The 14,093-nt window shown below is 50.5% G+C and carries 11 protein-coding genes; all 11 read right to left on the reverse strand.

Annotated elements, in window-relative coordinates:
* Nucleotides 1-118 precede the first annotated feature (118 nt).
* The 11 genes from M1L66_RS29235 to M1L66_RS29285 are packed head-to-tail and all read right to left on the reverse strand — an operon-like array spanning nt 119 to nt 13,861.
* Nucleotides 119-1,306, reverse strand: coding sequence for a winged helix-turn-helix domain-containing protein (locus M1L66_RS29235; RefSeq protein ID WP_434689117.1), 1,188 nt, complete (start codon nt 1,304-1,306; stop codon nt 119-121).
* Nucleotides 1,307-1,329: 23 nt separating this feature from the next.
* Nucleotides 1,330-2,373, reverse strand: coding sequence for a M42 family metallopeptidase (locus M1L66_RS29240; protein ID WP_434689119.1), 1,044 nt, complete (start codon nt 2,371-2,373; stop codon nt 1,330-1,332).
* 59 nt (nt 2,374-2,432) lie between these two features.
* A complete protein-coding gene (locus tag M1L66_RS29245) occupies nt 2,433-3,377 on the reverse strand; it encodes a glycosyltransferase family 2 protein (RefSeq protein WP_434689120.1) in 945 nt (314 codons plus the stop codon).
* Between the two features lie 18 nt (nt 3,378-3,395).
* Nucleotides 3,396-4,973, reverse strand: coding sequence for a DUF6056 family protein (locus M1L66_RS29250; RefSeq protein WP_434689122.1), 1,578 nt, complete (start codon nt 4,971-4,973; stop codon nt 3,396-3,398).
* A 21-nt stretch (nt 4,974-4,994) separates the two neighbouring features.
* Nucleotides 4,995-7,385 carry a glycosyltransferase family 39 protein gene (locus tag M1L66_RS29255; RefSeq protein WP_434689124.1) on the reverse strand — a complete coding sequence of 797 codons (2,391 nt, stop codon included), beginning with the start codon at nt 7,383-7,385 and terminating at the stop codon, nt 4,995-4,997.
* 25 nt (nt 7,386-7,410) lie between these two features.
* The gene (locus tag M1L66_RS29260) at nt 7,411-8,811 is read right to left on the reverse strand and encodes a hypothetical protein (protein WP_434689126.1); all 1,401 of its coding nucleotides are present in this window, start codon (nt 8,809-8,811) and stop codon (nt 7,411-7,413) included.
* Nucleotides 8,812-8,871: 60 nt separating this feature from the next.
* Entirely contained in the window at nt 8,872-10,752 is a 1,881-nt protein-coding gene (locus M1L66_RS29265; protein WP_434689128.1) for a hypothetical protein, read from the reverse strand.
* Nucleotides 10,753-10,776: 24 nt separating this feature from the next.
* Complete coding sequence (locus M1L66_RS29270) at nt 10,777-11,412, reverse strand: D-sedoheptulose-7-phosphate isomerase (RefSeq protein WP_187020169.1); 636 nt, start codon at nt 11,410-11,412, stop codon at nt 10,777-10,779.
* 31 nt (nt 11,413-11,443) lie between these two features.
* Nucleotides 11,444-12,031, reverse strand: a complete 588-nt coding sequence (gmhB, locus tag M1L66_RS29275; RefSeq protein WP_187020171.1) for a D-glycero-beta-D-manno-heptose 1,7-bisphosphate 7-phosphatase — start codon at nt 12,029-12,031, stop codon at nt 11,444-11,446.
* 52 nt (nt 12,032-12,083) lie between these two features.
* A complete protein-coding gene (locus M1L66_RS29280; RefSeq protein ID WP_002604790.1) occupies nt 12,084-13,154 on the reverse strand; it encodes a D-glycero-alpha-D-manno-heptose-7-phosphate kinase in 1,071 nt (356 codons plus the stop codon).
* On the reverse strand, nt 13,151-13,861 hold the full coding sequence (locus M1L66_RS29285) for a nucleotidyltransferase family protein (protein ID WP_434689131.1): 711 nt from the start codon (nt 13,859-13,861) through the stop codon (nt 13,151-13,153). Before M1L66_RS29285 ends, M1L66_RS29280 begins: the two co-directional genes overlap by 4 nt.
* Nucleotides 13,862-14,093 lie beyond the last annotated feature (232 nt).

Here is a 14,093-nt window from a genome sequence, read left to right on the forward strand (position 1 = left end):
TCTGATGAAAAAAAGCACCTATAAGAAAATACGCTTCTCATAAGTGCCATTATAGGAACCATTGATATTTATTCATAAATATAATTATACTATAGATGATTCTGAATCGCAAATATATTTACGGCGGCGGAAAGGTAAAACCGCTAACTTCTCCCCGGTTTAATTCAGCCAGCCGCTCCACTGCACCGTTAAGCGCCCTCTGCATCTCTGTCGTCTTCCTGACTCCCGGCTCATACCAGATATTTTTCACATTCAGCTGCTTTTCCTTCCGGTCGTATGGTGCTTCGATACGTCCGATCAGGCGGTCGCCGTAGAGAATCGGGAGCACGTAATGGCCGTATTTCCGTTTCTCCACCGGAGTATAAATCTCCCATTTGTAATCGAAGTCAAAGATCATGCGAAACAAATTCCGGTCCCACAGCAGGTTATCGAGCGGCGCCAGAAACTCGCACCTTTTCTTCCAGATCTTCCCTGCTCCGCACGCTTCCGCCAGTTCCAGATCCTCGCTAGCCATATAAAAAGTTTCCGGGATTCCTTCTATCGAAACGGGAACGATGGCATGCTCTTTCAGCAGGCTTTCGAAAATAGTCCGGCGGCCGGCAGCGTTTAAGTTTGTAATATTCAACCATGCATCTGACGGACGGTTCCATAAGAAACCGACGGAACGGATTCTCCGCAGAATGCGCCATTTCTGGTGTTCCTGTTCATTCGGCAGCGGATCCTTCCGGTTTCTAATTTCCTCCGGGACACAGCGGCTGATCAAGTCGTAATATTTTACCGTACCCTTTTTGTGATGAACAGCCAGATCACCGGTAAAATACAGATGTTCCAGCGCCGCCCGGGAAAGCTTCGTATCGCTCCAGTACCAGTGCACCTTCCCCGGCATATCCAAGTCGGCGGAACAGACCGCTCCCCGCTCCGCAATGATCCCTTTCACCTGCTCACTCACCGTCTCGATATCGGCATGGCTCCGTTCCCACTGCCGGTGCTGGTCGCGGTAGCATTCAAAATAGGGCCAGTCCTCCGTGGCAAAGATGGAGAGGTTTTTATCGAAGTAATCAATCAGCACCCGGTCCTGGTACAGAAGCTCATAAAGCATCTGCTTCGTAAATCCCTTTACCCGGGACAACAGGACCAGTTCCGGACTCCTTCCGCATACGTTTACCGGATCGAATTGTATACATCCCTCCTGTTTTACAAACTCCAGGACTCCCCGTTTTCCTTCAAACCGGTATCCGCCCAAAAGGCCATGTCTCCGCAGCAAAAAACGCCGCGCCTGCTCCCTGGTTAATGTAACCATCTTCATTCTGACCTCCCCATCTGCACGTCCTAGTTCAGTCCAAGATACCCTTCAATCAGCCGAAGTGTCTGCTCCAGCCCTTCCACATGCGTCCGCTCCGTTCCATGCGACGCATGAACACCCTGTCCGATCAGCGCGCCGCGGATATTGTGACCGCCGCGCAGAGCCGCTCCCACGTCAGAGCCATAATGCGGGAAAATGTCCACGGCATACCCGATCTCCCGCTCCTTTGCGATCTCGATCAGACGGCTTGTCATCTTGTAATCGTATGGCCCGGAAGAATCCAGTGCGCAGATGGATACCCGGTATTCATCCCCAGCCAGATCATCACCCAGCGCTCCCATATCAACTGCGATAAATTCCTCGATATCTTCCGGAATCCAGCTTGCGCCGAAACCGACTTCCTCATAATTGCTGATTACGATCTTAAGTGTGCGCTCCGGCTTCACACCGGATTCCCCCAGCTCCTTCAATACCCCCATCAGCACAGCCACGGAGGCCTTATCATCGAGATGGCGTGATTTGATAAAACCGTTTTCCGTATAGACAAACATCGGATCAAAGCTGATATAATCACCGGCGGAGATATCCAGCGCTTTGACATCATCTTCACTCTTCACTCTCTCATCCAGGCGAACTTCCATATTCTTCGGTTTTCGCTCCAGGGTTTTGGCATCATCATACGTATGAACCGACGGTTCCTTTGTGAGAATCGTACCGGTATATACCTTTCCGGTTCTGGTATGCACCTTACAGTACATTCCTTCAATACTCTCCATCATAAAGCCGCCCACCGGAACGATGCGCAGCATTCCCTCGGAGCTGATGGAACGGACCATAGCCCCCAGCGTGTCCACATGGGCGGAAAGCCCCAGAACCGCATCCGTATTCCCGGGAACCTCAATGATGAGACCGCCTTTTCTGCTGTAATGGGACAGGAACCCCAAACCGGCCGCCTCCTTCTCCACCAGAGCCATCACTTCATCCGTAAATCCACTGGGACTCGGCGTATTGACCAGTTTTTCCAGAAACGCCACTACATAGTTCATCGTATCCACTTTTTTACATGTCATCTTTACTTTCCCCGCTTTTCTCTATTTTCGCAGAACTGTTCAAACACTTATATCTTTTCTTATTCCTTCTCGTCCGGGAAATTCTTCGTCTCACCCACAATATAGATCGGCCTGTCCTTCAACTCCGCAAACAGAATCGCAATATAATTCCCGATGATTCCGACAATAAGGAAAAGAATTGCAAACATGAAGCAGATCAGCACGATGGTTGTCGCATAGCCGCTGGGTGTTCCAACTTCCGCCCAGCTCCAAATCGTGTAGATCATCATAATAATTCCCAGGACTCCCGCAAATCCGCCGGCGTAAATGCCCAGCTTCAGCGGCAGATTGGAAAAGCACATGATCGTATTCATGGAAAATGTTATCAGCTTCTTGATGCTGTACTTGCTTTCCCCGGCCACACGGTTTCTGGCCTCGTATTCAATGGTTGTCCGTCTGAATCCGATATTCTGCACATAGCCGCGAAGAAAACGAACCTTTTCACGGTAATTTGTCTTAAGCACCTTTGCCGCCTTCTTCGATACAGCAAAGAAATCGGAGGCGTTCGGTTCAAATTTCACATCGGAGAGAATATTAATCAGCCGGTAAAACGCCGCTCCGGCAAAGTTCTTAAACCAGCCGGCAGACTCATTTTTCGTACGGACCATATTGATGACATCGTCCCCCTCGTCCAGCTTTGCAATGATTCCAGGCAGGCATTCCGGCGGATGCTGAAGGTCCGCGTCCATACAGACGATTCCGTCCCCGCTGCTGTAGTCCATGCCCGCAATCATAGCGGCCTCGTGGCCGAAATTGCGGGAAAAATCCACCACCTTCACCTTCTCATCCCCAGCCGCCAGTTCCTTCAGAATTTCAATGCTGCCATCCTGGCTTCCGTCATTGACGAAAATAAGTTCATAATCCCAGCTTAAGCTTTTCAGTACCTTCGACGTCTCCGCGTAAAACTGGCGCAGCGCCAGTTCCTCATTATAGCAGGATACGACGACCGATAATTTTTTCTCCACAGTTTATACTCCTTTAAGTCAGTGTGTTTGCTGCCATGCACTCAAATCAGTGATTGGCTCATACTCCAGTTCCACTTCGGACGGCAAATCGTAATACTCGTCCATCCAGTATATCATATACTTAAAATTCTCATCATAAACCATCTCACAGCTGCACAGACGGTCGGGATTCTGATAAAGAGTTAATTTCTTTATCTCCTCTCCTCCGCGGATTCGCGCCGCGGCATCCCGGATGACACCGTCATTGTACATGAGCACTTCATAGTTGATGCTGTACCCCCGGTAAATATTCTTAAGGTTGGGAATGCTGACGGCCGCCACGAAGACGAGCCCGGCCAGCCCCCATACCACACTCTTCCGTTCCAGCAGGATCAGGCAGAATAAGTACCCGAACAGTGTATAGGACAGATAGATAAACGGAAGGAGCACCCGCTGGGGAAGCTCCGGCACCACCACAAGGCAAGCCAGTGTCAGAATCGCCGCCAGGAATATCATTCCCATCAAAATCTGGTCTCTGTCATATAAAATACGGATCACCTGTACCGCAGTCACGATCAGGTAGAGAAACAGAACCCATATCATCGCCTGAGAATGGCCGCCAGCCCCCAGGACATGGCGGTTCAGCTTCAGGAACAGGTACACGGTGATGGCCGCGGAAAATGCCAGATAAACGATATTTAAAACAGGCAGCTTCATCTTCTTCCAGATCATATAGGCTCCAAGCCCCATCAGAGCCATTAAGAGCACTGCCAGGTAATTCTGATTATCGGAAGAAAAAAACAGGTTCATCAAATTTCTTAAGTTGGTCATTACCTTCTGGATAAACGGCAGATTGGAAAACTCACTGTTGTTGTCCATACGCAACTTTACCGCCGGTGAGGTCAGAATCGGAAGCGCCCCGGCCACAGCCGCTGCCAGCGTTCCGAAATCGTAAGCGCGGACGCGGTATTTTTTCAAAGTCTTCCAGGCGATCACCATGCAGATATATCCGATCACGGCCACCAGCCACTCTTCCTGAGAAAATGCTGCGAAGAATGCCAGCACGATGCAGACTGCCTTTTTCCAGGTCTCCGGTTCTTCCCCAATTGTCTCATAGTAAAGAACCGCCAGTACCAGAAATGTAACCGTAGGTACAACATACAGAAAGCTGGCCGCATACCAGTACGTTCCCAGACGCTGAATCAGAATTCCGATGGTTCCATAGAGCAGGCAGATAAAAGCAGCCAGAAACACAGGGCGCCATCCCGCAGGCTTTATATGGCGCATTACCACGTAATGGACCAGAATCAGAATCGTCAGAACACTGGTCGCCATAAAGGCCTGGACCGCAGCCAGTCCGCCTATCATATTTAAAAAGCTGAACAGGAATAAATAGAACAGCCTTCCATTCGAATAGAAGTAGTGTTTCCCCATAAAGGAAAGCAGCTGGGATAACGTATAATTGGAACCAATCACATCCGGCACCGTGTTTCCATAGCTGAGCGATAAATATCCGAAGTCGTCATAATACACGAATACCTTGCCAAACTGCATGATCAGAAACACGTAAAACGCCAGAAATACCAGCCCGATTCCTATTTTAACTTCTTTCTTCATTTCCTACTCCAACCTTTCCGCCTATTCCACATTCTTCTTTATATAACATTTGTCAAATTCTGTCAATGCTGCCCGGCTGGTTTCCGTATATTCTCCGTCGATATCCACCCGCGCCAGCATGTTTCCCTCCTCATAACAGACAGGAATCAGCTTGCCATATTCAATGAGCGTGCGAACGAGGCTGTAACACCGTTGTTCCTCTTCCATATATCCCGCCTCTGTGTAGACGTAATCCGTCTTCGCATAGTCCATAAATTCCACGAAATTATCCATGGTTTTCACCAGAACCACATTTCCCCAGGAACCGGTGATATCATCGTACGACTGGGCATTGCAGGGGAATCCCAGCACTCCGGGATGGTCTCCCACCGCAATCAGACGGTTTTCGGGGTCTTCCGCAAGAATATCCCAGATCTGCCCGTTTCCTTTTTCCACCATTTCCTGGTGCTTCGCCTCCTGGTGGTCGTAGTACCCGTGATGATTCCAGGAAACCGGCGAAAATCCTACGACCCAGCTCCAGTTTGTCAGGGAGGACACCACCGCACAGAAACACATGACAGGAACCAGTATACCGCATAGCCCATTTCTCACCGCCTTATCCGAGATCCGGACCACAAGCCGCATCACGTAAAGCGCAGCCAGGACATACAGCAGCATAAAGTAATTTCCGTCCACCTGGACCAGCATATAGAGACTGACTACGCAGACGATCAAAAAGGGGATAAACACAACGTTCAGCCAGGACGAAAGCAGCCTTTCACTATCATTTTCCACATTTTTTCTGTAAAACAAACTGAATATCCACAAAAGAAGCAGGATAAACAGCAGAAATCCACCCCAGGCCAGAATCACATGGTCCATATCCACGCCCAGCGGCCGAAGCAGGAAGCCGAAGGCCCGCTCGATAAAATTCACAAGCTGTTCGCCAAGAGGCAGCTCCGCCCCGCTGTTAGGAATTTTATTGACATTGAAGGGATACTTCATCTCCAGCCCAAGCTTCGTAAGAATGGAGGAGAACACCGAGGTCACCGGAAGCCCTGTGATGATTACCGTTCTAGCCCAGATTCCGGCGAGTGCCAGAATCGACAGCAGAAAAAGCCCCAGAGCGCCGCCTTGTCCAGCATTCCCTTTCCCACCGGCCTGTCCAGCCTTTCTTTTCCTGCCCCACAACGGAAGCAGGCGTTTCCACAACAGAAACAGCACGCTCATACCGAGAATAGCGGTAGAAAATACGAGAGCCGTCGGCTTCAGTGTCCACGTCAGAAAGAAGGCGGCAAATCCATATGCCAGATATCTCCACTCCCTTCTGCCCTCCTTCAAATACTTGAGAAGATAACAGATCATGATTTCCTGGAAGAGAAGCGTGGCAATATCCGTCTTTGTAGTGATGGCCATATTCATGATACCCGGCACACCGGCTAAAAGAGCGGCAAATACGGTCGAGTGGCCTTTTCCCATATAGAAACGGGCAATCTGGTACGCCATAAATATGACGCTCGCCGTCAGCCACAGATTAAAAGCAAGAAGGAAGCTGTATGAGGGCAGATTTGCGAGGGGAAGCGTCATCACTTCCCAGCCCTTGGAATAGGTGTAGACGATTCCGATGGTCCCCATATTTTCGTAAATTCCGTTTCCATTGTCCAGCACGTACCGGGAGCGGACGCCGTACCAGAGGCTGTCAAAATCCAGAGCGGTATTCATGCGCCCGGCCTGTATACAGAACATGGTCACGATAAACGCAAAGCAGAGCGCCATGAGCCAAATTCCGCTCTCACTCTCCCTCCCGGCCCTCCGGCTATATCCCCAGCTATTTTTCCAGTTATTTCCCCGTCCATTTCCAGCCGGTTCTTCCACATTTTTCTTACCGCACCGCGCACACCGCCAGAACACCAGAAGAATTCCGCTGGCTGCCACAAATACCTGCAGATACCCGATGGCGCCGATTCCCACGGCCGACATCAGGCAGAAGACCAGGATCACAAGAAGAGAGCCGCATAGGAAATGTACCGCTGCGCCGTCGGACGCCTTAAACCTCAGGACCCTTCTGCAAAAAAATTCTCCCAATACAGTCAAGTAGGCCAGATAGACGCCTGCCGTCACCACCGGGAGAAATACCATATGCCCCCAGAAAAAGACGGACAGAACTGCTACGGTCCCGACCGCCTTTAAAATCCGGCTTCTTATGAGTCCATACAGGACAGTAAAAACGCAGAAGAGCGCAGTTACTTCTGCCATCATATCGTAATATTCTTTCTGCTGCCTGTGCCATGACAGGATTCCCTTTACGAACAACTGGTCCGCGGAATACGCGATCGCCCCCAGGGCGCACACCCACAGAAGTAAAACCAGCCCTATGCTCTGCAGAAAGCAGCCGCCCCGCCTCCCGCGGGGAGATTTATGAGTCCGTTCCATTAGTTTCTCCACCTCAGTTACAAATTTATTTATTTGGCCTAAAGACACCCCACCCGTTGTCTTTTAAGATCGTCAGCGCCTCCCTGACCTGCGCCCCGCTTTCCGGGCGGGTCGTCCGGTATTCAAACCCGGCCCTCAGTTCATCATCCGTCATCTCTTCGAAGTTCAGCGCCATCTGCGCCCGTATCTCAAAGGTTCCTTTCCGATCTGGAGCCTTTTTCAGTTCATGGTATGTCGTATACGCATTACCGGCCAGAAACAGCAGGCAGAAAGAAACAACCGCTGCAGAGAACAGCCTGTATTTTCCGCGCACCATTTTTTTCATCACCATTTCGTTCCGGCACAGCGCAAAAGTCAGTATAATTCCAAATATCCCCGCCTGAAACTGCAGGGCGTATCTCGAGCTGGCGCCATAGTCATCAACCAGAAAAATCCACCGTGACAGGAGAATCAGCACATGGCCCAGCCCTCCCGATACAATCAGTATGAGCGGCACCATTGACTTTTCATACAGCCGGTACCGGAAATTTAAATACAGCGCGTATAAGTAAGCCGCTATCACAAGGAATCCCAGAATCGCAAACGGGACGATATTCCCCTTGAATGCGGCAATTGCCTCCTCGATTCCAACGACCATGGAGGAAAAGGAGATCAGGATAAACCGGACAAAAAAGCCCGGAGTCTGCGCAAGCTGTGTGAACAGCCCCACCTCGGCCGCCGCGGCATGATCCTCCACCGTAAGCGAATTACTCCACATATAAAGGAGCAGAGCCGCCAGTGTACACAGAGCATAGAGAAGATACGTTTTCTCAAACCGCTTCGTTTTCCGGTAATCTAGAATCGCCATGAAGCCATATGCCATCATGACCACCACAGAATAGACAGCGCAGTACGGACCGGCCGTCAGGATAGTTATGGCAAACGGAAGGATCACGAGAAGCTTTCTGTCTCCCGGCTTCTCGTCCCCGGTCCACAGCCTGTCCATGACGAGGTAGTGGTAATAGAATCCGGCAAAAGCCAGGAAATGGGCCCAGCCGCTTCCATTGATCAGCATCTCCCATTTATTCAGGCTGAACATCAGCGCCATCAGGATAGTAAACCAGACGGCCCCCACCTTTCTTAACCGGCAGTATTTTCCCAGGACAAATCCGGAAAGTCCCAGCGCAAGAACGCCGAGCACCCGGTCAAACATGGTGTTGAATCCGAAAAACGCCACATTGATGATGCGGGACAGATAATTTACCGGAATTCTGGTGAGAACATCCGGCACAAAGAATTTGGCCGGGTTCCACACATCCGGAAGATAACTGTTCACCAGTCTGATATAATCGGAATAGATCACATCGGAAGCCGCAATATGGATATACCACATGCCGAACAGGATTCCGGCCAGGGGAAGGATGGATAAATAGTATCTGCGTTTCATAAAGTTCCTTTCCAGGTAATTCATTCTAATGTAATGCTGTATTAATGCCTCCCGGCGGCACTAGTCTGCGGCAAAATTCACAATCATGGAGAAACGTTTCTCCCCTCTCTGTTCTCCCGCGTCCTTTAAATAAAAATTATTATCAAACCGGAGGCAGGCGATCTGATTCGGTTCCGCCTCAATCTCCAGCTTCATGGTATTCTGATTGATGACCAGATCTTTGACCGGTTCCCCATTCAGGGAAATCTTCGAAATCTCCAATCCCGTCAGTTCTCCCGGGTAATAGATCTCCAATTTGATCACTCCGCTGGTTCCTGTCATAACCCTGACTTCGGCGCTCTCGTCCATCCAGCCATCCCGGTAATATCCGTATACCGCCTCGCATTTTAAATTACGTACAAAGTCGGTGACATCCTGGAACGCGTTGTGGGCCGGATCTTCCTTCAGCACCAGCATATTATTGGTGATCAGGCCGATATTATGGATGGAATCGATGAAATGAACTTCCGTTCCTTCCGCCTTCCTGTCACGGTCAAACTCCTTGAAGAAGGTCCTCGCCGTGAAATCGCTCATCTGGTATGAATTACCTATGATATAGATCTTCCGGCCGAAGATATCATCCCCGTATTTTCCATACGTCTCCTCCGCCAGCGAATTATACCGCTGCTGGTCGGCCCAGAAATAGAGGTTGGGATACTGTCCCCGGTAGTAATTCTCCACGGGAAACATGATGATAATATAGACCAGAAACAGGCCGCCGCAGAGAACCGCGCTCTGGCGTCCCGCTTTTTTATCGGCTGCCTTTCTCGCTTCCCGCTTGATATCAACGACCTTGCCGTGTTCCGGCTTTGCCGTTATCATCCCATATAAATAGGCGGCCAGCAGATAGGCAGCTGTCATGGACACATAGATCCATCTCGTCTCCACACGGATTGTGACACTGGATGCGCCGATACAGAGGGCGATAAATACAAGGAACAGGCTGATATCACGGAGATACTTAAGGCGGCCTTCCTTATCCCGGATCAAACGGATGACTGCCAGTATCACAAGCACCAGCAGCACCAGGTCCGCGGCAATGATCTGCACATGGATCCATGACGGCGACTCGGTCCAGCTGGCGCCGCTTAGATGGCCCGGTCCGGCATTGATGCCGAAAATATACAGGATCTGGTCGATCGCATAGCGTATGGAGGTCATCACGCTGAACGTCTCGGCGACATTGGTCCCTCCCGTGCCTGCAGGCGCTACACCTCCGGTCGTCAGCACACGGATCGCCATGACCACTGCGAACACTCCAGCAGGAAGAAACCAGAACGCCTTCTTTTTTCCCTTTTTATAAAGAATCGCCAGATAAATGAGGGGAAGCAGCGCCAGATAGCGCTCATGAATAAAGCAGACTGCAAAATAGAGCACGCACGACCGGATTAAGTACTTCTTTCCCTCCCCCTTCTCATCCACGTAACGAAGCAGACAGTAAAGAATCCCCAGCGCCGCCCACAGAGCCAGACTCTCCATCAGCCCGTACACCTGGCTGATCTGGTAGTAGGACATTCTGGATAAGAGGTACAGAAACCCGCATCCGAGTCCCATCAGATAGCTTCTCGACAGCCGCTTTCCAAACCGGTATACCGAATAGGCGATACAGCCGTTTAAGATGATGTTCAGAGGTACAAACCATCCGATATGATTACCGATTACCGCCAGCTCCAGCCATGCGGCCAGATAATACAGGAAACGGAACCGCGTACTCCCCATGGGAAATATAAACTGCCCAAAGGTCTGCTCTCCGTAACAGGACCACAGATAGAGGTCATCCATATAAAGCCCCTTTATTTCAATTCCTCTGTTTATGAAGAAGGCAAACGCCATAAGAAGTCCCGCAGCAATGATCTCATCCTTCCATTTACCGATTCCATCCATAAAGTGCTTTTCTGTCATAGCAGTCTCCAATCTGTCCCGAATTTAGAAAAAGCGTTCTTCCAGCATCAGGCACAGGGCGTGATAAACAGGAAGATGCAGCTCCTGAATCTTAAATGTCTCCGTCTCAGGCACGACGACAGAAACATCGGCCTCTCTCTTCAGCGCTCCGCCGTCTTTTCCAGTGAGTCCGATGGTCTTCATGCCCAGGGCCTTTGCAACGGTCATGGCATACATCACGTTCTTCGCATTGCCGGAGGTCGAAATACCGATCAGCACATCGCCAGGCCTTCCGTATCCGTACGTCTGCTGGGCGAAGATCAGATCCCCGTCCACATCATTCAAATAGGCGGTGGAAAGTCCTGCGTGGCCGGTTAAGGCAATGGCCGGAAGGCCGCCCTGCAGCTTCTTCGCCAGTTCCGCTCCCCGGACCTCATCAGCGTTTCTTAAGCATTCGGCAAAAGAATCGGATACCTCTCTGCGTTTCACGAATCCCTTCATCAGTTCACCGACAATGTGTTCCGCGTCGGCACAGCTTCCGCCGTTACCGGCAATCAGCAGCTTCCCGCCCTGTTCATAGCAGGCTTCCAGCAGTTCATACGCTTTTTGCACATCATCTTTTACCGCATCAAGTACCGGATACCGCTCCACCAGTTCCTCTAAATACTTCATAGGTTCCATCTTATCGTTCCTCCTTTTTAAGGGCATTTTGTTATGGGCGTTTTGTCGTGGTTTCTCCGATTATCCAGTCCGCCGCAGACAGCAGATTCGGGGAGTAGTGTTCGAATGCGTTCTTCTGTTCCTCCTCCGTCATGTCTGCCACAGTCTCTGCGCCGTATCCGGTCCCCACAAGCACGGATTTCACGCCGTAGTTATGGCCTGCTTCCACATCCAGCAGCTTATCGCCGATCATATAGGAATTGGCCTTATCCACCTGATAGAACTGCTCCGCCATGAGAAACATTCCGGTCTCCGGTTTACGGCAATGGCATGCCACCCGGTATTTTCCAATTCCGTGAACCGGGTGATGGGGGCAGTAGAAAAAATGGTCTATACAGGCGCCCTGCTCTTTTAACTGCTCATTCATAAAGTCATGGAGCACAGTTACGTCTTCTTCCTCATAATACCCTCTTGCGACTCCCGCCTGATTCGTCACCACAACGACGGCAAATCCATGCTCCCGCAGACGCCGGATGGCCTCTCCCACACCGGGAAGAAGTCTTAAATCCTCCGGCCTGTGTAAATACTCCACCTCTTCGTTAATGGTTCCATCCCGGTCTAAAAAAATAACTCTGTCCATGCATCGTCTTCCTGTAATATATTTTTTTATTCAAATTACATAGGTTCCCGTTTTACAGATTAAATGTGTAGTCTCCGTTAGGCATGTGCACCTTCACACTGTCGTAATTCCACCGTTCCTCATCCGTCACCCATGCCTGGGCGCCTCTGAGTTCGAAATTCCAGTCCGTCAGCTGACCGCCCGCCGCTTCCAGCCTGGCCGCCACTTTATGGCGCACATTGTAGGGACAGTATACCAGCAGATATCCGCCTCCGCCCGCGCCCAGCAGCTTCCCGCCAAGAGCCCCCGCCTTCAGCGCCTCATCATAGAGTTCGTTGATCTGCGGAGTGGTGATCTTGCTGCTCATGCGCTTCTTGCTCTGCCATCCGTAGTCCAGCAGCTTGCCGAAGCTGTATAAGTTCCCCTTTAAAAGCTCGTCCTTTAAGGCATAAGCCAGCGCCTTCACCTCACACATGGCGTCGAACGCGTCCTTCTTCTCGTAGTTCTTCACCTGATCCTTGATGATATTGGCGGACACATGGATATTTCCCGTATAGCACAGCAGTAAATTATACTGCAGCTCGTGGATGATTTCCTTCTTAATGCGCAGCGGATTCACCACCACATTGTTGCGTCCATGGAATTCAATGAAGTTAAATCCGCCGAAGGTAGCCGCGTACTGATCCTGATAGCCGCCGTCAATCTTTAAGTCTTCCCGTTCCACCTGGTATGCCAGATCGGCCAGGGCATAACCGTCTAAATAAACGCCCTTCCACTTCGCCATGGCAATCAGCAGCGCCACCATAACCGTCGAAGACGTTCCAAGACCGGATCCTGGAGGTGCGTCGCACTGCAGGTATACCTCGCATCCCTGCTTGATGTCCATGGCCTTTAACGCCGCCGTTACGAGATCCAGGCGGCCGTCGTAAACGTAGTTTTCCTTTGTATTGTATTTCACCGTCATATCGAAGTCCAGCGAATGGACGATTATCTGATCGTCATTCCTGGGAACGATGGAACAATACGCATACTTGTTGATCGTGCTTCCAATGATCGCTCCGCCCTGCTCCACGCAGAACGGCGCCACATCCGTGCCTCCGCCGCCAAAACTGACCCGAAGCGGCGCTCTTCCTCTGATTATCATACAGTTACTGCCCCTTTCTCCACATCATCTATGAAACGGTAATAGTCCTCCGGAATTCCGATATCAATGAAATATCCGTCGTTTACAATTCCGCCGAGAGCCTTCTCCCCGCCGGAAAGCCATTTTGGAATCATATCATGCTCTAAGGAAACCTTTCCCTCCGGTATCTCGTCCAGCAGGGCGCGTTTCATGTAATAAACCCCGCCGTTTATCGTCCCCGGACTGGCACCTTCCGTCTTTTCATCAAACGCAGTCAGACGGTCTCCTTCCAGGACAGCCCGGCCATACCGCGACACATCGGGTACCTCACGGAGTACAAGCGCCATGTCCAGATTCTTCTCCTGGCTCATCTTCACCAGACGGTCATACTGAATCTGATAAAAGGTATCCGCATTTAAGACGAAAAAACGCTCATCCGTCACCAGATGGCCGGCATTCTTAATGGCACCTGCAGTGCCTAACAGAGTCTCCTCATACGCATAGGAAACCTTGATTCCCAGACGTTCTCCGTCACCAAAATATTCTTCCACCATAGAGCCTTTATATCCAACAGCGAAAACGATTTCCGTGATTCCATGATTCTTCAGCTCCCGCACCACATACTCCATAAACGGCTTATCCCCAATGAGCGCCATGGGCTTCGGTCGGTCAGCCACCACGGAACGAAGCCTGGTTCCCAGTCCACCTGCCAGTAATACTGCCTGCATCGTATGATTTCCTCCTGCTATATAAAAATATCTGTAACAGCTGCAAAACTGCATAATAATCCATTTTGCATCACATTATACCATAGATTGCGGGGAACAATCCACCATCTTAAGGATTTTGAAATAATTTTGCAGTGTACTTCTACATAATACCTGATTGAAACGATTGAGAACCCCCTGGCTTTCTGATATAATTAGCAAAGGATACGATACCATTGACTTGGCAAAAGGA

The sequence above is a fragment of the Hungatella sp. SB206 genome (assembly GCF_051132295.1).
GTDB lineage: Bacteria > Bacillota > Clostridia > Lachnospirales > Lachnospiraceae > Hungatella > Hungatella effluvii.